28 protein-coding genes are annotated in these 18,863 nt (G+C 51.2%); 25 read left to right on the forward strand and 3 right to left on the reverse strand.

The annotated features are described in order from the left end of the window. A partial coding sequence (locus ACQKLP_RS18485) for a T9SS type A sorting domain-containing protein (RefSeq protein WP_427324370.1) occupies positions 1 to 485 on the reverse strand: 485 nt, incomplete at its 3' end. Positions 486 to 899: 414 nt separating this feature from the next. On the opposite strand from ACQKLP_RS18485, the gene fusA reads away from it, so the two are divergent. Both fusA and ACQKLP_RS18495 read left to right on the forward strand, forming a co-directional pair. Then, positions 900 to 3,044: an elongation factor G gene (gene fusA / locus ACQKLP_RS18490; protein ID WP_427324371.1), complete on the forward strand. Its 2,145-nt coding sequence runs from the start codon at positions 900 to 902 to the stop codon at positions 3,042 to 3,044. Between the two features lie 228 nt (positions 3,045 to 3,272). Beyond that, positions 3,273 to 3,869: a hypothetical protein gene (locus ACQKLP_RS18495; protein WP_427324372.1), complete on the forward strand. Its 597-nt coding sequence runs from the start codon at positions 3,273 to 3,275 to the stop codon at positions 3,867 to 3,869. Here the strand turns inward: ACQKLP_RS18495 and ACQKLP_RS18500 are convergent. After that, positions 3,866 to 4,978: a PQQ-dependent sugar dehydrogenase gene (locus tag ACQKLP_RS18500; protein WP_427324374.1), complete on the reverse strand. Its 1,113-nt coding sequence runs from the start codon at positions 4,976 to 4,978 to the stop codon at positions 3,866 to 3,868. The genes ACQKLP_RS18495 and ACQKLP_RS18500 overlap by 4 nt on opposite strands. A gap of 195 nt (positions 4,979 to 5,173) precedes the next feature. Here ACQKLP_RS18500 and ACQKLP_RS18505 point away from each other — a divergent pair, with 195 nt between their 5' ends. Further along, positions 5,174 to 5,776 (forward strand): outer membrane beta-barrel protein, encoded by a 603-nt coding sequence (locus ACQKLP_RS18505; protein WP_341841135.1) that lies wholly within the window; start codon positions 5,174 to 5,176, stop codon positions 5,774 to 5,776. 98 nt (positions 5,777 to 5,874) lie between these two features. Here the strand turns inward: ACQKLP_RS18505 and ACQKLP_RS18510 are convergent, their stop codons facing one another. Beyond that, positions 5,875 to 6,627, reverse strand: a complete 753-nt coding sequence (locus tag ACQKLP_RS18510; RefSeq protein WP_427324375.1) for an energy transducer TonB — start codon at positions 6,625 to 6,627, stop codon at positions 5,875 to 5,877. 220 nt (positions 6,628 to 6,847) lie between these two features. Between ACQKLP_RS18510 and rpsJ the strand changes: the two genes are divergently transcribed. From rpsJ to secY, 22 genes are all read left to right on the forward strand, one after another. After that, positions 6,848 to 7,153, forward strand: a complete 306-nt coding sequence (rpsJ, locus tag ACQKLP_RS18515; RefSeq protein WP_012789286.1) for a 30S ribosomal protein S10 — start codon at positions 6,848 to 6,850, stop codon at positions 7,151 to 7,153. Between the two features lie 169 nt (positions 7,154 to 7,322). Further along, on the forward strand, positions 7,323 to 7,946 hold the full coding sequence (gene rplC, locus ACQKLP_RS18520) for a 50S ribosomal protein L3 (protein WP_126246768.1): 624 nt from the start codon (positions 7,323 to 7,325) through the stop codon (positions 7,944 to 7,946). Position 7,947: 1 nt separating this feature from the next. Then, positions 7,948 to 8,592 carry a 50S ribosomal protein L4 gene (rplD, locus tag ACQKLP_RS18525; RefSeq protein WP_341841133.1) on the forward strand — a complete coding sequence of 215 codons (645 nt, stop codon included), beginning with the start codon at positions 7,948 to 7,950 and terminating at the stop codon, positions 8,590 to 8,592. 55 nt (positions 8,593 to 8,647) lie between these two features. After that, positions 8,648 to 8,947 (forward strand): 50S ribosomal protein L23, encoded by a 300-nt coding sequence (rplW, locus tag ACQKLP_RS18530; protein ID WP_126246770.1) that lies wholly within the window; start codon positions 8,648 to 8,650, stop codon positions 8,945 to 8,947. 93 nt (positions 8,948 to 9,040) lie between these two features. After that, positions 9,041 to 9,874 carry a 50S ribosomal protein L2 gene (rplB, locus tag ACQKLP_RS18535; protein WP_427324376.1) on the forward strand — a complete coding sequence of 278 codons (834 nt, stop codon included), beginning with the start codon at positions 9,041 to 9,043 and terminating at the stop codon, positions 9,872 to 9,874. A 63-nt stretch (positions 9,875 to 9,937) separates the two neighbouring features. Further along, complete coding sequence (rpsS, locus tag ACQKLP_RS18540) at positions 9,938 to 10,204, forward strand: 30S ribosomal protein S19 (RefSeq protein WP_126246772.1); 267 nt, start codon at positions 9,938 to 9,940, stop codon at positions 10,202 to 10,204. A 122-nt stretch (positions 10,205 to 10,326) separates the two neighbouring features. Beyond that, the gene (gene rplV / locus ACQKLP_RS18545; protein WP_126246773.1) at positions 10,327 to 10,683 is read left to right on the forward strand and encodes a 50S ribosomal protein L22; all 357 of its coding nucleotides are present in this window, start codon (positions 10,327 to 10,329) and stop codon (positions 10,681 to 10,683) included. A gap of 51 nt (positions 10,684 to 10,734) precedes the next feature. Continuing rightward, positions 10,735 to 11,520 (forward strand): 30S ribosomal protein S3, encoded by a 786-nt coding sequence (gene rpsC / locus ACQKLP_RS18550; protein ID WP_341841132.1) that lies wholly within the window; start codon positions 10,735 to 10,737, stop codon positions 11,518 to 11,520. A 49-nt stretch (positions 11,521 to 11,569) separates the two neighbouring features. After that, on the forward strand, positions 11,570 to 11,989 hold the full coding sequence (gene rplP, locus ACQKLP_RS18555; protein ID WP_126246775.1) for a 50S ribosomal protein L16: 420 nt from the start codon (positions 11,570 to 11,572) through the stop codon (positions 11,987 to 11,989). A gap of 59 nt (positions 11,990 to 12,048) precedes the next feature. After that, positions 12,049 to 12,249, forward strand: coding sequence for a 50S ribosomal protein L29 (rpmC, locus tag ACQKLP_RS18560; RefSeq protein WP_126246776.1), 201 nt, complete (start codon positions 12,049 to 12,051; stop codon positions 12,247 to 12,249). 58 nt (positions 12,250 to 12,307) lie between these two features. Continuing rightward, a complete protein-coding gene (gene rpsQ, locus ACQKLP_RS18565; protein WP_109698267.1) occupies positions 12,308 to 12,568 on the forward strand; it encodes a 30S ribosomal protein S17 in 261 nt (86 codons plus the stop codon). A 76-nt stretch (positions 12,569 to 12,644) separates the two neighbouring features. Beyond that, entirely contained in the window at positions 12,645 to 13,013 is a 369-nt protein-coding gene (gene rplN / locus ACQKLP_RS18570) for a 50S ribosomal protein L14 (RefSeq protein WP_109698268.1), read from the forward strand. Positions 13,014 to 13,209: 196 nt separating this feature from the next. Then, positions 13,210 to 13,554 (forward strand): 50S ribosomal protein L24, encoded by a 345-nt coding sequence (gene rplX, locus ACQKLP_RS18575; RefSeq protein WP_126246777.1) that lies wholly within the window; start codon positions 13,210 to 13,212, stop codon positions 13,552 to 13,554. After that, complete coding sequence (gene rplE / locus ACQKLP_RS18580; protein WP_427324378.1) at positions 13,554 to 14,129, forward strand: 50S ribosomal protein L5; 576 nt, start codon at positions 13,554 to 13,556, stop codon at positions 14,127 to 14,129. Before rplX ends, rplE begins: the two co-directional genes overlap by 1 nt. A gap of 6 nt (positions 14,130 to 14,135) precedes the next feature. Continuing rightward, positions 14,136 to 14,405 (forward strand): 30S ribosomal protein S14, encoded by a 270-nt coding sequence (rpsN, locus tag ACQKLP_RS18585; RefSeq protein WP_126246779.1) that lies wholly within the window; start codon positions 14,136 to 14,138, stop codon positions 14,403 to 14,405. An 88-nt stretch (positions 14,406 to 14,493) separates the two neighbouring features. Continuing rightward, positions 14,494 to 14,892, forward strand: a complete 399-nt coding sequence (rpsH, locus tag ACQKLP_RS18590) for a 30S ribosomal protein S8 (RefSeq protein WP_126246780.1) — start codon at positions 14,494 to 14,496, stop codon at positions 14,890 to 14,892. Between the two features lie 114 nt (positions 14,893 to 15,006). Then, positions 15,007 to 15,561, forward strand: a complete 555-nt coding sequence (gene rplF / locus ACQKLP_RS18595; protein WP_427324379.1) for a 50S ribosomal protein L6 — start codon at positions 15,007 to 15,009, stop codon at positions 15,559 to 15,561. A 149-nt stretch (positions 15,562 to 15,710) separates the two neighbouring features. Continuing rightward, positions 15,711 to 16,064: a 50S ribosomal protein L18 gene (gene rplR, locus ACQKLP_RS18600; RefSeq protein ID WP_427324380.1), complete on the forward strand. Its 354-nt coding sequence runs from the start codon at positions 15,711 to 15,713 to the stop codon at positions 16,062 to 16,064. Between the two features lie 33 nt (positions 16,065 to 16,097). Next, positions 16,098 to 16,616: a 30S ribosomal protein S5 gene (gene rpsE / locus ACQKLP_RS18605; protein ID WP_427324382.1), complete on the forward strand. Its 519-nt coding sequence runs from the start codon at positions 16,098 to 16,100 to the stop codon at positions 16,614 to 16,616. A gap of 79 nt (positions 16,617 to 16,695) precedes the next feature. Continuing rightward, positions 16,696 to 16,881: a 50S ribosomal protein L30 gene (gene rpmD / locus ACQKLP_RS18610; RefSeq protein ID WP_126246784.1), complete on the forward strand. Its 186-nt coding sequence runs from the start codon at positions 16,696 to 16,698 to the stop codon at positions 16,879 to 16,881. 97 nt (positions 16,882 to 16,978) lie between these two features. Next, positions 16,979 to 17,425 (forward strand): 50S ribosomal protein L15, encoded by a 447-nt coding sequence (gene rplO / locus ACQKLP_RS18615; protein ID WP_126246785.1) that lies wholly within the window; start codon positions 16,979 to 16,981, stop codon positions 17,423 to 17,425. A gap of 79 nt (positions 17,426 to 17,504) precedes the next feature. Further along, positions 17,505 to 18,848 carry a preprotein translocase subunit SecY gene (gene secY / locus ACQKLP_RS18620; RefSeq protein ID WP_341841128.1) on the forward strand — a complete coding sequence of 448 codons (1,344 nt, stop codon included), beginning with the start codon at positions 17,505 to 17,507 and terminating at the stop codon, positions 18,846 to 18,848. Positions 18,849 to 18,863: the final 15 nt, after the last annotated feature.

The raw sequence follows: 18,863 nt of genomic DNA on the forward strand, positions 1-18,863 counted from the left end.
GTGAATACGAACTGGTTGACCTTCAGGATGACGGTATAAATACCGGATGCCAGCTTGTCAACGGAAGTGGGAATGACGACCTTACCCGGTGCGTAATTGCGCACGTCCTGGTACATGACCTGTCCGGCGGTGTTCATGAGCAGGAAAGTGACGGTGGCATTGTTCAGGAGGCTGAACTGTACCTTGAAGGTGGTGAGGGCCGGGTTGGGGTAGAGGGAGAAATCCAGGATGGGATTGCTTCCCGGAGCCAGGGGCGGTACGATTTCCGGCTGCTGGAAACCCTGTGTGAGCAGGATGGGCCCCGCGGCCAGCGGGGTAATAACGGCTTCCCCGATGGTGTAATCGAACTGTATACCGCCGATGATGCCGGACCCTCCCGAGGAGGCGGCCACCTGTCTGACCAGTACCAGCTGCGAACGGGCAGGCAGCCAGGAAATGGCCAGGAACATGGCAAGCAATAGGTGCTTGGTAGAAATATGCTTCATAAAACAATGGTTATATGATGGTTCTGGAAAACGGGGTAAAATGGTTACAGGAAATACCGGTAACGGAGCATTGAGCGATCTGGTTGACGAGGGCCCTTCATTTTGCGGTCTGTGATGCCATGCTGCTATCCCCCCGGCTTTGGGGCCCGGGGAAACGGTTACTGTATAAACGGTTCATTTTTAGAGGACAATGGGGTCTCTTCAGCTTTCGACAACGTAAAACTAGAAAAAAATTGTCCCGGTGAACGGACTAGCGGAATCCGTTTCATTTTTGGCGGTTTTGGCCGGATAAGCGGCGGGATTGGACGGGAAGGACGTTTTTAACAATTTGACAAAATCAGACCGCTTTATTTATTGATAGAAAAAGATTACCTTTGCCCCCCAAATTGCATTACTTATAGTCATTTTACTTTTATGGCAGACTTAAGATTTCAAAGAAACTTTGGTATTGCGGCGCACATCGATGCCGGTAAGACCACTACCACAGAGCGTATCCTGTATTACACAGGTAAGACTCACAAAATCGGTGAGGTTCACGAAGGAGCCGCTACCATGGACTGGATGGCCCAGGAGCAGGAGAGAGGTATTACCATTACATCTGCTGCTACCACCTGTTTCTGGAACTTCCCTACCAATCAGGGCCAGAACCTGCCGGATACCAAACAGTATAAATTTAATATCATCGATACCCCGGGCCACGTGGACTTCACCGTGGAAGTAGAACGCTCCCTGCGCGTACTCGACGGTCTGGTTGCCCTGTTCTGCGCCGTATCCGGTGTTGAGCCCCAATCCGAAACGGTTTGGCGCCAGGCAAACAAATACCGCGTACCCCGTATCGGTTTCGTTAACAAAATGGACCGCTCCGGTGCAGACTTCCTGAACGTGGTTAAACAGGTGAAGGAAATGCTCGGCGCAAACCCCGTTCCCCTGACCCTGCCCATCGGCGCTGAAGATAACTTCAAAGGCGTGGTTGACCTGATCACCATGAAAGGCATCATCTGGGACGAAGCCGGTAAAGGCGCTACCTACCAGGAAATCGAAATCCCGGCAGATATGAAGGAAGAAGCCGAAGAATGGAGAGCTAAACTCGTAGAAGCTGTTGCTGAATACGATGACACCCTCATGGAAAAATTCTTCGAAGATCCTAACTCCATCTCCGAAGCCGAAATCCACGAAGCGATCCGCAAAGCCACTATCGACATGGCTATCATCCCCATGATGTGCGGTTCTTCCTTCAAAAACAAAGGTGTTCAGAAAATGCTCGACGGCGTTTGCCGCTACCTTCCTTCTCCCATGGACGTTGAAGCCGTAACCGGTACCGACCCCGAAAATGGTGAGGAAATCAAGCGCGCTCCCTCCGCTAAAGAACCCTTCGCTGCCCTCGCGTTCAAGATCGCTACCGATCCGTTCGTAGGCCGCCTGGCATTCTTCCGGGTATATTCCGGCCATCTGGACGCAGGTTCCTATGTGCTGAACACCCGCACCGGCAAAAACGAGCGTATCAGCCGTATCATGCAGATGCACGCCAACAAGCAGAACCCGATCGACTTCATCGAAGCCGGCGATATCGGCGCTGCTGTAGGTTTTAAAGATATCAAAACCGGTGACACCCTCTGCGCGGAAAACCATCCGATCGTTCTCGAATCGATGTCTTTCCCCGAGCCCGTAATCCACATCGCCATCGAGCCTAAAACACAGGCAGACGTCGATAAAATGGGTATGGCTATCGCCAAGCTCGTGGAAGAAGATCCCACGCTGAGAGCTAAAACCGACGAAGAAACCGGCCAAACCGTACTGAGCGGTATGGGTGAGCTCCACCTGGAGATCATCGTAGACCGTATGCGCCGCGAATTCAAAGTGGAAGTTAACCAGGGCGCTCCCCAGGTAGCTTACAAAGAAGCGTTCACCAACAAGGTTGAACACCGCGAAGTGTACAAGAAACAAACCGGTGGTCGTGGTAAATTCGCCGACATCCAGGTGGAAATCGGACCCGCAGACGCAGAATGGCTGAAAGAAAACGACGGTAAGTCCTTCCAGTTCATCAACGATATCTTCGGTGGTTCCGTTCCGAAAGAGTTCATTCCGGCAATTCAGAAAGGTTTCGAGCAATCCATGAACAATGGCGTTCTCGCTAACTTCCCCCTGACTTCCCTGAAAGTTCGCCTGTTCGACGGCTCCTTCCACGCAGTGGACTCCGACGCAATGTCCTTCGAGCTTTGCGCCAAATCCGCCTTCCGTGAAGCCGGCCGTAAAGCGAAACCGGTTCTGCTCGAACCCATCATGAAAGTGGAAGTTACCACCCCCGACCAGTACATGGGCGATGTAACCGGTGACCTCAACCGCCGTCGTGGTATGCTGGAAGGTATGGAATCCCGCAATGGTGCACAGGTTATCAAGGCGAAAGTGCCCCTGAGCGAAATGTTCGGTTATGTAACCCAACTCCGCTCCCTGTCTTCCGGCCGCGCAACTTCCATCATGGAGTTCTCTCACTACAACCCCGCACCGAACAACATCGCCGAAGAGGTGATCGCGAAGGTAAAAGGTAAAGTGAATGCCTAATCAGCCACAAGTTGATAGATAGAAATAAGAAAAAAACGCCCTCCGGTATTCCGGGGGGCTTTTTTCATCCACTACCTCGTCCATTTCATCCATCTTTTTTCCCACCTGAGCCGCCCCAAACGCCGGATCAGCCGCCGCTGTAACATATCACGCCCATCCCCCGTCATATATCCGGACTGTTGTTCGCTCAACATGCCGGCTTAATTAAACCCCTTCAAACCACTGATTATGCATTCAAAACCCCTGCTGGCCACAGCTTTTGTGGCCATGACCATGCTTTTTGCCTGCTCGAAAAAGAAAAACTGCGACCCCGCCCCGTCCAATTCCATCAAGTACCGCTCCCTCGGCGACGTTCAGGTGAAAAACCTCCAATCCTATCATCTCGACATCGACCTCGACGGTACCCACAACGTCTATCTCGCCCTCGGCGTCACCGGAGATGCCACCGGCACAACCGGCAAATTCTTCGCCGCCGGGATCAATAGCACAAAGTTGTTGGTGAAAGTGGATTCGACGATTTGCCTGCAACAGAACGAAGTCATCAAATCCATCGCGCCGCACCCGCGCGACTGGAAAGGGATGGAATCCTACCTCGTGGAAGCCCACATCCCCGCCGCCAGACCTAACGATACCGTTTGGACGGGCGATTGGCTAAGCGCCAACCGGAAATACATCGGTTTCCAGTTCACCCGCGACAACATCCCCTACATGGGGTGGATTTGCGTCTCGATGGACCGTACCCACCTTGCCCTCATCCTCCACGGTTGCGCCTGGCGCCGGATCAGCGAGGGCGATCTTCCCGCCGGTACCATGCCCGCTTCCTAACCGGGATCGCTGATCTCGATGATGCGCCCCGGATCGGCATCGGTACAGATGTAGACCCGCCCGTTCGGCGACACGCAGATGTCGCGGAGCCGGCCGTACCGGTTGGCGAACCAGTTTGTTGTTGATGTGACGCTTTGCCCGTTGGACGAAAGTTTCAGCTGGTAAAGCGTCGCGTTTTTGAGGCTGACGAGGAGCAGGGAATTTTTCCAGGCGGGAATGCGGTCGTGGTTGTAGAAATCCATGCCACTGACGGCGTAAGTACTGTTGCCGGTAGACCAGATTGGCGGTTTGACGTTGTTGGCATTGCAGAAGTCCAGTTCGCCGCCGTTGCAGGGGCCCTGCACATCGGGCCACCCGTAATTCCGGTTTTTTTCGATGATATTGACCTCATCTTCCGTATTGGCGCCATGTTCGGAGGTGTACAGGGTGGTGCCGGCGAATACCAGGCCTTGTGGATTGCGGTGTCCCAGGCTCCACAACGGGCTGTTCGGTACCGGGTTATCCGCCGGGACCGATCCGTCGGGCCGCAGGCGGAGCACCTTGCCGCTGAGGGAAGCCGTGTTTTGTGCCGCGCTTCCGTTGGCGGCATCGCCGGTAGTGACATACAGCATGCCGTCTGGCCCGAACCGTACCCGGGAACCATTGTGGATGCCGGCCGCAGGTATATTGTCGAGCAGGACGAGGGGCGAAGCAAGGGTGTTGTTGCGGTATTCGTATCGCACTACCTTTTCACGATAGGGCGATCCATAGTTATAAGACAGGTAAACGAAAGGGGAATTGTTGAAATAGGGATGGAGCGCCATGCCCAGGAGCCCTCCTTCGCCGTTGGCTACGATGTCGGGCAGGGTGAGGAGCGGCAGCACCTGTCCCGTTTTGGGGTTTACGCGGCAAATACGGCCGCCGCGTTCGGTCATCCAGATGAAATTATCTGGTCCCCAGAGAATTTCCCATGGGCGCCCGATGCCGGAAGCGACGACTACGCGGACTTTATCGGCCGGCCAGTCCGGATCTTCGGGCGGGTCTGCGGGATTGGGGGTGCTCTTTTTACCGCATCCGCCCGAAGCGGTAATTAAAAGTAATAGCAGCAGGGCCGGGAAGGAAGTTTTCATAGACCTGGTTTTTTAGAAGAACTGGAGAAAGGGGTGCAAATTGTCTGCCAGTCAAAAAAAATCCCGACACATTTCAACCTTTTCTTAATCGGGATGTTAAGTTTATGTTTATTGTATTCATAATCAACCATATCCTGTTTATCCCCACCGCGAAATCATATAGGCAAGCAAGCATTTCATCAAAACACATCCCATATGAAGAAAATTGGCTACCTGGCAGTTGCCCTCGCCGGCATGTTCCTGAGTATCAATGCAAATGCGCAAACACAGAAAGGAAACATCCTTGTGGGCGCCAACCTCGCCAACATCGGCGGCACGTTTCAGGACGGAGGGAGCACGTTCAGCCTGAATCTGACGCCCAAGGCAGGATGGTTCATTAAAGACGATATCGCGATCGGCCCCGAAGTGAACCTCGGTTTGTTGACCGGCAACGGATCTACCCGTTTCAATTACGGGATCGGGGCGTTCGGGCGTTATTACATTAAAGACAAACGGATCGAATTATTGAATAAAACCCGCTGGTTCCTGGAAGCCAACGCAGGCTTTAATGGTGTAAATACCAAAGCGAGCAATGTGGCGAGCACAAATACCAATGGTCTTGGCCTTGGTTTCGGGCCTGGTCTGGCTTATTTCATCACGCCCAACATCGCGCTGGAAGCCTTGCTGAAATACAACCTGACGGTAGGCTTCGGTAGTTCGGTGACGGCGCATAACGTAGGGCTGAACCTGGGATTCCAGATTTATCTGCCCAGTGCAAAGGCGCGCCAAACGATCCGGGAGACGAAAATGGCGAAATAGCAGGAATACACCCCCTGAAAGTCGATATAATCCAACCCCATTGCAAGGGGCCGGCGGCAGAAGCCCTGCAGCTGGCCCTTTTGTCTTTTTTATCCTCCTTATTTCGGGAGCTCGAAGCGGACGAGGATTTTGTGTTTGGCGGTGGTGGGCTTGCCGTCGAGTACGGCGGGCTTCCAGCGGGGCATTTTCTCCACGATGCGTATCGCTTCTTCTTCCAGTCCGTACCCCAGGGCGTTCCCTGCTGTGAATGCATTGGCTACTACGCCATTATATAATACGGTAAATTCTACGGTGACAACTCCTTCGATTCCTGCGGCGCGGGCTTCATCGGGGTATTTGAGGTTTTTCCGGATGAAGTAGGCGAGTGCTTTGCCGCCGCCGTTGAACTGCGGCATGGTGGTTACATCCGGAGTGGGAACGTCGTAGGGTTTGCGGAGGGTGTTGCCGAGATGGAGGGCGAGGGGGAGGGAGAACCGGACGGGAACGGCGCGTTCGCCGAGGTAGCCGGGTTTCCAGGTGGGCATGGCGGTGAAGGCGTCAATGACGGCTTTGTCGAGGTTCCGGAACCCGGGTTGCTGGATGGTGATATCGGAGAGTTTGCCGTCGGGTTGTACGGTGAAATGAACGTTGACGGTAACGGTGGTGTCGTTCCGGAGGGGGATGTAGGGGATTTTCAGGTGATAGTTGATCCACAGTCCCATTTTTTCGGGGCCACCGGGGAATTCGGGGAGTTCGTCGGCCTGGAGGGCGTCGAGTTCTTTTTCGCGGTCGTAAGTGGAGTCGGGGAGGTGGGATTGGGCAAAAATCGGGAGGGAGAGGAGAAAAAAAGCTATGAGGAGGCGGAGGTGCATATGAAAGTAGAATTGACGGGTGTAATGGATTGGGTATAAGCGTATTATTTGGATGGTGGGAGGCTGGGCAAAAGGAGCCGGCCGACTAAAACTAGGGAATGGCGTCGAAAAAGTCAATGATTGGGGGAAAATATCCTGAAAAATTATTTGTGGGGATAAAAAACTTGATTACCTTTGCCCTCCCAAATTGAGGGGTAATAATAGAAGAAGTTCATTGCATATGTCTCAGAGAATTAGAATCAAGCTGAAGTCCTACGATCACAACCTGGTAGATAAATCTGCCGAGAAGATCGTTAAAACCGTTCGCAATACGGGCGCCGTGGTAACAGGTCCAATTCCTTTACCGACCGAGAAGAAAATCTTTACGGTGCTGCGTTCTCCGCACGTGAACAAAAAGGCGCGTGAGCAATTCCAACTGTGCACCCACAAGCGCCTGTTGGATATTTACACATCTTCTTCCAGAACCGTAGATGCGCTGAGCAAGCTCGATCTGCCGTCTGGTGTTGAAGTGGAGATCAAAGCGTAGGAATAGAAGGGACCTCAGCAAGGGTGGGCTTTACGCCCGCCTGAGGTATTTTATGACGACATCATTAAATACAGGCTACGCCTTCCGGGTAGCCGCCCAATAGCATTTAAACCGCTCATCCTGAGGATAGCTAGAGATCCCTCAGGCGCTGGGCTAAATTATATAACAAATGAAAGGTATTATTGGTAAAAAGATTGGCATGACCAGCATCTTCGAGGCCAACGGCAAACAGACCGCCGTTACCATCATCGAAGCCGGTCCCTGCGTGGTTACCCAGGTGAAATCCCAGGAAACTGATGGGTACAACGCTGTTCAGGTTGCATTTGGCGAAAAGAAAGCCAAAAACACTCCCAAAGCTGAACAAAATCACTTCGCGAAAGCACAAACCTCCCCTAAACGTTACGTTACCGAGTTCCGCAATCCGGATGCTGCCGTGGCTAAAGCCCTCGGAGAGACGCTCACCTGCGATATTTTCGCTGAAGGTGAGAAAATTGACGTTGTAGGTACTTCCAAAGGTAAAGGTTTCCAGGGCGTTGTTAAACGTCACGGGTTCTCCGGTGTGGGTGAAAAGACCCACGGTCAGCACGACCGTCAGCGTGCTCCGGGTTCCGTAGGTGGTTCTTCCTATCCTTCCCGTGTATTCAAAGGCATGCGCATGGCAGGTCAGATGGGTGCTGAACGCGTGAAAGTGAAAGGTCTGAAAATCGTTAAGATTTTCCCTGAGAAAAATTATATCCTGGTAAGTGGTTCCGTTCCCGGCCACAATGGTTCAATCGTTTTAATCCAGAAGTAACATGCAACTCGATATTTTAAATATAGAAGGTAAGAAAACCGGCCGTACCATCGAACTCCCTGAGGAGATCTTTGGCGTGGAGCCGAACAATCACGTGATTTACCTCGCGGTTAAACAGTACCTCGCCGCTCAGCGTCAGGGTACCCACAAGGTAAAAACCCGTGCCGAGGTGAAAGGTGCTTCCCGCAAGCTGCACAAGCAAAAAGGTACCGGCGGTTCCCGTAAAGGTAACATCCGTAACCCGCTGTATAAAGGCGGTGGTACCATCTTCGGTCCCAAGCCCCACGGCTACGACATCAAACTGAACCGTAAGGTGAAGGACCTGGCGAAAATCTCCGCCCTGTCCGTGAAAGCGAAAGCCGGCTCCATCATTATCGTGGAAGACCTGCAGCTGGACGCTCCTAAAACCAAACAGTTCAAGAGCATTCTCTCCAACCTGAACATCAACGTTGACGGCAAGAAAACCCTCGTGGTGCTGCCCGAGTACAACGATAACGTATACCTGTCACTGCGCAACATCCCCACTGTGGATTCCACCGTGCTGAGCGACGTGAACACTTACGAAATCATGAACTCCAACTTCCTGGTGTTGACGGAGAGCGCAGCCAAAATCTTCGCTGAAGACGAGACTGTAGTAGAAGCTTAATCAATTCAATCAACAAGGCCGGTTTCAGTCCGGCGAACTATAAAATAACTAACAGATGAAACTGTCTGATGTTTTAATTAAACCGGTGATCACTGAGAAGGTGAACAAAGCAACCGAAAAGTTCAACCGCTTCTACTTCATTGTTGACAAGAAAGCCAACAAACTGGAGATCAAGAAAGCTGTGGAAGATTTTTACGGTGTGACGGTAGCAGAAGTGAACACCATGGTAATGCCGGGCAAAAACAAAACCCGTTTTACCAAAGCCGGTTTTATCTCCGGCCGCAAGCCTTCCTACAAGAAAGCGGTAATCACGCTGGCAGAAGGAGAATCCATCGATCTGTATGCTAACATATAATATACCAGTGCCGTTAGCGGCGTAAGCCGTTAACCTGGATGTATATACAGATCAATTAAACAATAGTCTATTAAATCTTAGAATTAAGTAGAAATGGCACTGAAAAAATACAAACCGATTACAGCCGGTACCCGTTGGAAAATTGGTAATGCCTACGCAGAGCTGACCTCCGACACGCCTGAAAAGAGCCTCCTGGCTCCGGCAAAAAGGACCGGCGGTAGAAACGCACAAGGCCGTAGATCCATGCGTTACATCGGCGGCGGGCACAAGAAACAATACCGTGTTGTTGACTTCAAACGCGACAAGACCGGTATTCCCGCAACTGTAAAAACGATCGAGTACGATCCGAACCGTACCGCGTTCATCGCGCTGCTGAACTATGCAGACGGCGAAAAACGTTACATCATCGCTCCCCAGGGCCTGCAGGTTGGCGCTACCGTAGTAAGCGGCGCTGATTCCGCTCCTGAAGTAGGGAACGCACTGCCGCTGAAGAATATGCCCCTGGGTACCGTAGTTCACAACATCGAACTGCAGCCCGGTAAAGGTGGAGCCATCGCGCGTTCCGCAGGTGCATACGCCCAGCTGAGCAACAAGGAAGAAAAATATGCCGTATTGAAAATGCCCTCCGGCGAGCTGCGCAAGGTACTGAACACCTGCATGGCTACCGTGGGTACCGTTTCGAACTCCGATCACGGTCTGCAATCCATCGGTAAGGCTGGTGCCAACCGTTGGAGAGGTATCAAGCCCCGCAACCGTGGTGTAGCGATGAACCCCGTAGATCACCCGATGGGTGGTGGTGAAGGTAAGTCCTCCGGTGGTCACCCCCGTTCCAGAACTGGTAAATACGCCAAAGGCCTGAAAACGAGGAAGCCGCATAAGAGCTCCGACAAGCTGATCATCAGCCGCAAAAACGGTAAAAAACTTTAATAACGTCTAACGCGTTCCCGTTCCGCGTAACAGCGGAACGGGGATGGTAAATAAACTAACAACATGGGTCGTTCCATTAAAAAAGGTCCTTACGTAGACATTAAATTAGAAAACAAGGTTCTCAAGCAGAACGAAGGCACCAAACGCACGGTGATCAAAACCTGGAGCCGCCGTTCTACGATTACGCCTGACTTCGTGGGTCACACTTTTGCCGTTCACAACGGTAACAAGTTCATCCCGGTTTACGTAACTGAGTTCATGGTAGGTCATAAACTGGGCGAATTCGCCCCTACCCGCAACTTCAAAGGGCACGCTAACAAGAAAATGTAGTCATCGGTTTTAAGGTTTCCCGTTTTCGGTTCCGGCTAAAGGAGATTCTCGAAAGGACGAAGGAAACAGACAGGACCGGACGCTGAAACAAGAAACTTAACATCACTCAGAAACAAATAACAATGGAAGCAGTAGCTAAGCTGAACAATAATCCTACCTCCACCCGCAAAATGCGTTTGCTTGCAGACCTGATCCGCGGCCTGGATGTAGAGAAAGCTTTGAATATTTTGAAATTCCATCCCAAACACCCGAGCACTCCGCTGGAGAAACTGTTGCTCTCCGCTGTGGCTAACTGGAAAGTGAAGAATGAAGGAGCACGGGTAGAAGATGCTAACCTGTACGTTAAAACGATCTTCGTTGACGGCGGCCGTATGCTGAAAAGAATGCGCCCCGCTCCCCAGGGAAGAGGGTACCGTATCCGCAAACGCAGCAACCACGTAACACTGGCTGTTGATAGCCGTCCGGTTCAACAAGGTTAAGCAAACTGTAGGAAAAATATATTTAAACTCATAGACAAATAAAACCAGAACATGGGTCAGAAAACAAATCCTATTGGTAACAGGTTAGGTATCATCAGAGGATGGGACTCTAATTGGTATGGCAGCAAAAAAGATTATGCTGTTAAACTGATCGAAGATAACAAGATCAGAACTTACCTCAACGCACGTATCAACAAGGGTGGTATCTCCCGCGTAGTGATCGAGCGTACCCTGGGTAAGCTTATCATTACCATTCATACCTCCAAACCTGGTATCATCATAGGTAAAGGCGGTAACGAAGTGGATCGCATCAAGGAAGAGCTGAAAAAGCTGACCGGTAAGGAAGACGTACAGATCAACATCCTGGAGATCCGTCGCCCCGAGATCGACGCCACTATCGTAGCTGAAACTATCGCCAAACAGATCGAAAGCCGTATCAACTATAAACGCGCCATCAAAATGGCGATTGCTACCGCACTGCGCATGGGTGCAGAAGGTATCAAGGTGAAAGTAGGCGGCCGCCTCGGTGGTGCTGAAATCGCACGTTCCGAAGAAATGAAGCAAGGCCGCGTTCCCCTGCACACTTACCGCATGGACATCGACTACGCTTCCCTCTTCGCGCTGACCGTTTACGGTAAGATCGGTATCAAAGTTTGGATTTGTAAAGGTGAAGTGCTGGGTAAGCGCGACCTCAACCCGAACGCCATCTCCGATAAGGCTGAAGGCGGACGTCCGGGCGGTGACCGTGGTGATCGCGGCGGCCGTGGCGGTGATCGTGGCGACCGTGGTGGTCGTGGCGGCGAAAGAAGAGGTGGTGACCGTGGCCCTCGCAAGTAAGCTGAACTTTGGATATTTCATTAACAACAACTTTTTAACAACATAAACGATGTTACAGCCCAAGAGAACGAAACACAGGAAGATGCAAAAAGGCCGCATCAAAGGGAACGCGAAACGCGGTGCGCTGCTTTCTTTCGGTTCATTCGGCCTTAAAGCATTGGAACCTAAATGGATCACTGACCGTCAGATCGAAGCTGCCCGTGTGGCTTTGACCCGTCACATGAAACGTGAAGGTAACGTGTGGATCCGTATTTTCCCCGACAAGCCGATCACGGCAAAACCGCTGGAAGTGAGGATGGGTAAAGGTAAAGGTGCGCCCGACCATTGGGCGGCCGTTGTGAAGCCCGGTCGCATCCTGTTCGAAGCTGACGGTGTACCCTTACAGGTAGCCAAAGAAGCGATGGAACTGGCAGCACAGAAGCTTCCGATCAAGGTGAAATTCGTTATCCGTCGCGACTACGTTGCGTAATAGGAGAGGACTCCACCGAGTATAATTAAACCTGATAACCAGAAACAAAATAAATAACGATGCCTAAAGCAAAACTGGATCTTAAAGGCCTGAGCGATCAGGATTTGAAAGACAAACTGTCTGAAGAAGCCCTGCGCCTGAAAAAGATCACGTTCAGCCACGCGGTAACGCCGATCGAAAATCCCATGCAGATCCGCTTCATGAGAAGAGAGCTCGCCCGCATTCAAACTGAACTGCGTAGAAGACAACTGGGATTCTAAACATTAGCATTCACCATTTCCGCCGGAAGGCGGTAAGGAAGTAAATAAACTTTCAACAATGACGACCGAAAGAAAATTAAGAAAAACCAGGATCGGGGTTGTATCCAGCAACAAAATGGATAAAACCATTACCGTGAACGTTGAACGTAAGGTAAAACACCCGATCTACGGTAAGTTCGTAAAGAAAACCACCAAATTCATGGCGCACGACGATAAAAACGAGTGCAGCATTGGTGACACTGTTCGTATCATGGAAACCCGCCCGATGTCCAAAAACAAATGCTGGCGCATGGTGGAAGTGATCGAAAAAGTAAAATAATTATTATTTGTTTCAAGCTGCCGGAAACCGATCATGGCCCTGCAGCCGCTGCTAAAACAATTACAAACGCATTACGATGATACAACAAGAATCAAGGCTGAACGTAGCAGATAACAGTGGCGCCAAAGAAGTGCTCTGCATCCGCGTACTCGGCAACTCCGGCCAGGACTACGCAGGTGTGGGCGACAAGATTGTGGTGACCGTGAAGGACGCCATCCCCGGTGGCGGTATGAAAAAAGGTACCGTAACCAAAGCTGTTATTGTAAGAACGAAGAAGAAACTCCGTCGCCGCGACGGTTCTTACATCCGCTTCGACGACAACGCCGTAGTATTGCTGAATAACTCTGACGAGCCGCGCGGTACCCGTATATTCGGTCCGGTTGCCCGTGAGCTTCGCGATAAAGGATACATGAAGATCATCTCCCTGGCACCTGAAGTGCTTTAAGGAGTCGACATAGGATTTCGGATACAGGATCAAAGTTGTTGGGCATAAGTGGGTTATATATAGTGACGCGCTTTATGTGAATAACTGGATTCAGTATCCGAAATCTTTGCATATCTTTGCAGCCCGTTTCATAAAACGACATATATTTTAATCAAGCGAGACCCAAGTTTTGCTTGGCGTATAAACAAACAAACAGATGAAAACTAGATTTAAGCCTAAGTTCAACATTAAGAAAGGCGACCTGGTTGTGGTAATTTCCGGTGAGGACAAGGACCGTACCAAAGCGCGCAAGGTGTTGGAAGTCATCGTAGATGCCACCAATCCTAAAGTGCTGGTAGAAGGCGTGAACATCATCACCAAGCACACGAAACCGACTGCGCAGAACACCAAGGGTGGTATCGTTAAGCAGGAGGCTCCCATTTCCCTTTCCAACGTAATGTTGTGGGATGCTAAGGCTGGTAAAGCTACGCGCGTAAACCGCCAGAGAGAAAATGGTAAAGTAGTTCGTATCGCTAAAAAATCAGGGGAGGTAATCAAATAATGGCAAACACATCATATCAACCCAGACTGCAGGCTAAATACCGCAACGAAGTGGTAGCTACGCTGCAAAAGAAATTCAACTATAAAAGCGTGATGCAGGTTCCCCGCCTGACCAAGATCTGCCTGAACCAGGGTATCAACGGTGCTGTGGGTGACAAGAAACTGGTAGATGTTGCGGTAGACGAAATGACCCGCATCGCAGGTCAGAAAGCCATCGCTACCCTGTCTAAGAAAGACATCTCCAACTTCAAACTGCGTAAGCACATGCCCATCGGTGCGCGTGTAACCCTGCGCGGCGTGAACATGTACGAATTCCTCGATCGCCTGATCGCCGTTTCCCTCCCCCGCGTACGCGACTTCAAGGGTGTGAACGAGAAGGCTTTCGACGGCCGCGGTAACTATACCATGGGTATTACCGAGCAGATCATCTTCCCGGAAATCGACATCGACAAGGTGACCAAAATCACTGGTATGGACATCACGTTCGTTACTACCGCCCAAACCAACGAAGAAGCTTACGAGCTCCTGAAAGAAATGGGTATGCCGTTCAAGAACATCAAAAAAGATCAACAATAATAACACATGGCAAAAGAATCCGTAAAAGCCAGACAAAGAAAGAGAGAAGCCATGGTGGCTAAGTTCGCTGAAAAACGCGCCCAGCTGAAAGCTGAAGGTGATTACGCAGCGCTCGACAAACTGCCTAAAAACGCTTCTCCCGTTCGCCTGCACAACCGTTGCCAGCTGACCGGTCGTCCGAAAGGTTACATGCGTCAGTTCGGCATTTGCCGTAACATGTTCCGCGACATGGCACTGGCAGGCAAAATCCCTGGCGTAAGAAAAGCTTCCTGGTAATTTTTACCGGCAGCTCCGACAAGTTTTTTTGATTCCTATCTATATCGATTGGATATCGCATTGTACACATTTACAACTTTAACTAACAATGGTTACTGATCCAATAGCAGATTTTCTGACACGCGTCCGCAATGCCCAAATGGCAAACCACCGGATCGTGGAAATTCCAGCTTCCAAACTGAAGAAACGCATTACCGAGATCCTGTACGACAAAGGTTATATCCTGAAGTACAAATTCGAGGAAGACAACAAACAGGGCATCATCAAGATCGCTCTGAAATACGATCCCCAGACCAAGGTTCCGGCTATCACCGACCTGCAGCGGATTTCCCGTCCCGGTCTGCGTCAATACTCCAAACCCGAAGATTTCAAGCGAATCAAGAACGGTCTGGGTGTAGCGATCATCTCCACTTCCAAAGGTGTTATGACCGACAAGGAAGCCAAAGCGCAAAACGTAGGTGGCGAAGTAGTTTGCTACGTATATTAATCATATTTTGATCCCGTCCTTTACCAGGGCGGGATTAACGGCATTTTCGATTATTAAGCCTTCTATACGGGCTGAACCCGGGATGCCGGTTCACAACAAATAAACTGACACATCATGTCACGTATAGGCAGAAGCCCGATTAAATTGGCCAGCGGCGTAACGGTTACCGTGAACGCTACTAACGAGGTGACCGTAAAAGGCCCCAAAGGCGAACTGAAACAAGCGATCGATCGCGATATCAAAGTGGAAACGAAAGACGGCGAACTGTTGGTTACCCGTCCGACCGACCAGATCCGTCACCGCGCCCTGCATGGTCTGTACCGCGCCCTCCTCGCCAACATGGTGACCGGCGTAACCGAAGGTTTCAAGAAACAACTGGAACTGGTAGGTGTAGGTTACAAAGCTGCTCACAACGGTCAGCTGCTCGACCTGTCCCTCGGTTACTCCCACAACATCATCTTCGAAATTCCGAAGGAACTGAAGGTGAACACCGTTACCGAAAAAGGTAAAAACCCGCTGATCCAGCTGGAAGGTATCGACAACCAGCTCCTGGGCCAGGTTGCCGCTAAAATCCGCAGCCTCCGCAAACCCGAGCCGTACAAAGGTAAAGGTGTGCGCTACAGCGACGAAGTGGTACGTAAGAAAGCTGGTAAATCCGCCGGTAAATAATTTCCGGTCCCTTCGCTGCGCGGCATAAGGCTGTAAGGATAGGGGACAGGACCATTTTAAAACATGAAAGTAAACATTGGACAGCAGTGCCCGATGTTTACTTTACCAATAAAATCCCGGCAGCATCGGGAGATCAAATACTTAAAGTAATGATTACAAAAGCAAACAGAAGACAGAATATCCGCTTTCGTATCCGTAAGAAGATCAGCGGAACTGCACAGAAGCCCAGACTGTCCGTATTTCGCAGCAACGCGGAGATTTACCTCCAGTTGATCGACGATACGACCGGCACTACCCTGGCATCTGCATCTTCCCGCGATAAAGCGCTGGCAGGTGTGACTGGCAACAAATCCGAAAAGGCGAAGCAAGTAGGTGCTGCCCTGGCCGCTAAAGCGACCGCACTGGGTATCACTACCTGCGTGTTCGACCGTTCCGGTTATCTCTACCATGGCCGCGTTAAGGCAACTGCCGAAGGCGCGCGCGAAGGCGGTCTGCAATTCTAATCAAACTGATATCGTAATTCTTATTAAATAAAAATGGCAAAGAATTCATTCAATAAAGTAAAAGCCGGCGATCTGGAACTGAAAGAGAAGGTTGTAGTTATCAACAGGGTTACCAAGACTACCAAGGGTGGTCGTACTTTCTCCTTCTCCGCGCTGGTGGTAGTGGGTAACGAAAACGGCGTGGTAGGTCACGGTCTGGGTAAAGCCAAGGAAGTGCAGGAAGCGATCACCAAAGGTATCGACGATGCAAAGAAGAACCTGATCAAGATCCCCGTTCACCACGGTACTATTCCTCACGACCAGCTGGCTAAGGAAGGCGCTGCCAAAGTGCTTATCAAACCTGCTGCTCACGGTACCGGTGTAATCGCCGGAGGTTCCATGCGCGCCGTTCTGGAAAGCGCTGGTATCACCGACGTACTCGCCAAATCCCTCGGCTCCGCAAACCCCCACAACGTGGTGAAAGCTACTTTCAAGGCGCTGGGCCTGCTGCGTGAACCTATTCAGGTAGCCAAAACCCGCAACGTGTCCCTGAAGAAAGTCTTCAACGGATAATCACCGGGCCGATATAATCCCGGTGCTGCGGCCAGGCTTCAGTTACCGGAATTTTTCATTGGAAATATATCAAAGTAAAATGGCAAAGATCAAGATCACCCAGGTAAAGAGCGGAATCGACCGTCCTGAACGTCAGAAGCTGACGCTGAAGGCGCTCGGTCTGAAAAAGATGAACAATTCCGTTGAGGTGGAAGCTACTCCCCAGATCCTGGGCATGGTTCGCACCGTTCACCACCTGGTGAAAGTGGAACAAGTGAATGCATAATGTAAAATTTTCATTTTTACATTTGGCTTTCTGTTTTTTTGAATTATCATTGTAAAAGCGAGCGGTTGATTTCCGCGCAAGTAAAACAATTACACAAATGAGCTTACATCAACTCCGTCCTGCACAAGGCGCAGTACATAAAGAAAAACGCCTGGGTCGCGGTGAGGCCTCCGGTAAAGGTGGTACCTCTACGAAAGGTAACAAAGGTGCCCAATCCAACACCGGTTACTCCAGCAAACGTGGTCACGAAGGTGGCCAGATGCCGATCCAGCGCCGTCTGCCCAAACGTGGTTTCCATCCGATCAGCCGTGTAGACTACAAAGTCTTCAACATCGGTCAGCTGGACACTATCGTTGAAAAATACGGTATCCAGGAATTCAGCCTCGAGAACCTCTACATGAACGGCCTCATCAGCAAAACCGACCAGGTGAAAGTACTGGGCCACGGTGAACTGAAGAGCAAAGTAACGCTGAAAGTGAACGCGATCAGCGAGAAAGCCAAAGCAGCCATCGAAGCAGCTGGTGGTTCTGTGGAACTGGTTTAAGAAATTACGATAGAGAAGGCGCCTACGGAGTAGTGCGTCTTTTCGAATTTTACACGCGTTATTAAACTCTTATCTTCCTGTGAAGAAATTTATCGAAACCATAAAGAACATCTGGAGTATCGAGGACCTGCGTAAACGCATCCTCACAACGCTGCTCCTGGTACTGGTATACCGTGTTGGTTCCTATATCACCCTTCCCGGTCTCGATCCCAACGAGCTGGCCAAATTCTCCGAGACTTCCCAGCAAGGTATCCTGGGGCTGTTCAACATGTTTGCCGGTGGGTCTTTCTCCCGCGCATCCATCTTCGCCCTCGGCATCATGCCCTATATCTCGGCGTCTATCGCCATTCAGCTCCTCACGATCGCCGTTCCCTATTTCCAGAAATTACAGAAAGAAGGTGACAGCGGCCGGAAGAAGATCAACCAATACACCCGCCTGCTCACAGTTATCGTGACGGCTTTCCAGGCCAGTGCCTACGTTGCGTACCTCAGAACGCAATCCGGTGCGGCGCTCATCCCCGCATACGGCGGCTTCATGTTCTGGCTCTCCACCACCGTGGTGCTGACCGCCGGAACGCTGTTCGTTATGTGGCTGGGTGAAAAAATCACGGATAAGGGCATTGGTAACGGTACCTCCATCATCATCATGATGGGCATCCTCGCCCGCCTCCCCGAATCCCTCCTGCAGGAATTCTCCCTGAAAACAACAGGCGCCGGCGGCGGTCTCCTCATCTTCCTCGTGGAAATTGCCATGTTCATCGTGATCACCATCGGGCTCATCCTGCTGGTACAGGGAACACGCAAAATCCCGGTGAATTACGCCAAGAGAATCGTAGGCAATAAACAATACGGTGGCGTTCGCCAGTTCATTCCCCTCAAAGTGAATGCTGCAGGCGTTATGCCCATCATCTTCGCCCAGGCCATCATGTTCATCCCGGCCACGGCGATCGGTTTTGCCACCCAGAGCGAAGGCGCGTCCGGCTTCATCCGTATCTTCAGCGATCACACCAACCCCTGGTACAATGTGATCTATGCGGTACTGGTGATCGTCTTCACCTTCTTCTACACCGCGCTCATTTTCAACCCCACCCAAATGGCGGACGAAATGAAACGCAACAACGGGTTCATCCCCGGTGTGAAACCCGGTAAAGCTACTGCCGACTACATCGGCGCCGTTATGGACCGCATCACCCTCCCGGGCTCGGTGTTCCTGGCGCTCGTAGGCGTACTGCCCGGTATCGCTGCCGCACTCAACGTGAACAGCCAGTTCGCTACCTTCTTCGGTGGTACCTCGCTGCTGATCATGGTAGGTGTAATCCTCGATACCCTGCAGCAGATCGAAAGCCAGCTGCTCATGCGTCACTACGACGGTCTCATGAGCTCCGGCCGCATCAAAGGCAGAACTTCACCCGCCAACGCATAACCGCACCAGGCAAAT

Source organism: Chitinophaga sp. NPDC101104 (assembly GCF_050277495.1).
In the GTDB taxonomy this organism is placed as follows: Bacteria; Bacteroidota; Bacteroidia; order Chitinophagales; family Chitinophagaceae; genus Chitinophaga.

Bases quoted from the DNA above. Each gene is read 5' to 3' on its own strand.
- rpsJ (WP_012789286.1), top strand. From the start codon at position 6,848: ATGTCTCAGAGAATTAGAATCAAGCTGAAGTCCTACGATCACAACCTG.
- rplB (WP_427324376.1), top strand. From the start codon at position 9,041: ATGGCACTGAAAAAATACAAACCGATTACAGCCGGTACCCGTTGGAAA.
- rpsH (WP_126246780.1), top strand. From the start codon at position 14,494: ATGGTTACTGATCCAATAGCAGATTTTCTGACACGCGTCCGCAATGCC.
- ACQKLP_RS18505 (WP_341841135.1), top strand. From the start codon at position 5,174: ATGAAGAAAATTGGCTACCTGGCAGTTGCCCTCGCCGGCATGTTCCTG.
- rplR (WP_427324380.1), top strand. From the start codon at position 15,711: ATGATTACAAAAGCAAACAGAAGACAGAATATCCGCTTTCGTATCCGT.
- rplW (WP_126246770.1), top strand. From the start codon at position 8,648: ATGAAACTGTCTGATGTTTTAATTAAACCGGTGATCACTGAGAAGGTG.
- fusA (WP_427324371.1), top strand. From the start codon at position 900: ATGGCAGACTTAAGATTTCAAAGAAACTTTGGTATTGCGGCGCACATC.
- rpmD (WP_126246784.1), top strand. From the start codon at position 16,696: ATGGCAAAGATCAAGATCACCCAGGTAAAGAGCGGAATCGACCGTCCT.
- rpsC (WP_341841132.1), top strand. From the start codon at position 10,735: ATGGGTCAGAAAACAAATCCTATTGGTAACAGGTTAGGTATCATCAGA.
- rplN (WP_109698268.1), top strand. From the start codon at position 12,645: ATGATACAACAAGAATCAAGGCTGAACGTAGCAGATAACAGTGGCGCC.
- rpsE (WP_427324382.1), top strand. From the start codon at position 16,098: ATGGCAAAGAATTCATTCAATAAAGTAAAAGCCGGCGATCTGGAACTG.
- rplD (WP_341841133.1), top strand. From the start codon at position 7,948: ATGCAACTCGATATTTTAAATATAGAAGGTAAGAAAACCGGCCGTACC.
- rplO (WP_126246785.1), top strand. From the start codon at position 16,979: ATGAGCTTACATCAACTCCGTCCTGCACAAGGCGCAGTACATAAAGAA.
- rpsS (WP_126246772.1), top strand. From the start codon at position 9,938: ATGGGTCGTTCCATTAAAAAAGGTCCTTACGTAGACATTAAATTAGAA.
- rplE (WP_427324378.1), top strand. From the start codon at position 13,554: ATGGCAAACACATCATATCAACCCAGACTGCAGGCTAAATACCGCAAC.
- rpmC (WP_126246776.1), top strand. From the start codon at position 12,049: ATGCCTAAAGCAAAACTGGATCTTAAAGGCCTGAGCGATCAGGATTTG.
- rplX (WP_126246777.1), top strand. From the start codon at position 13,210: ATGAAAACTAGATTTAAGCCTAAGTTCAACATTAAGAAAGGCGACCTG.
- ACQKLP_RS18510 (WP_427324375.1), bottom strand. From the start codon at position 6,627: ATGCACCTCCGCCTCCTCATAGCTTTTTTTCTCCTCTCCCTCCCGATT.
- rplV (WP_126246773.1), top strand. From the start codon at position 10,327: ATGGAAGCAGTAGCTAAGCTGAACAATAATCCTACCTCCACCCGCAAA.
- rpsN (WP_126246779.1), top strand. From the start codon at position 14,136: ATGGCAAAAGAATCCGTAAAAGCCAGACAAAGAAAGAGAGAAGCCATG.
- rplP (WP_126246775.1), top strand. From the start codon at position 11,570: ATGTTACAGCCCAAGAGAACGAAACACAGGAAGATGCAAAAAGGCCGC.
- ACQKLP_RS18500 (WP_427324374.1), bottom strand. From the start codon at position 4,978: ATGAAAACTTCCTTCCCGGCCCTGCTGCTATTACTTTTAATTACCGCT.
- rplC (WP_126246768.1), top strand. From the start codon at position 7,323: ATGAAAGGTATTATTGGTAAAAAGATTGGCATGACCAGCATCTTCGAG.
- rpsQ (WP_109698267.1), top strand. From the start codon at position 12,308: ATGACGACCGAAAGAAAATTAAGAAAAACCAGGATCGGGGTTGTATCC.
- rplF (WP_427324379.1), top strand. From the start codon at position 15,007: ATGTCACGTATAGGCAGAAGCCCGATTAAATTGGCCAGCGGCGTAACG.
- ACQKLP_RS18495 (WP_427324372.1), top strand. From the start codon at position 3,273: ATGCATTCAAAACCCCTGCTGGCCACAGCTTTTGTGGCCATGACCATG.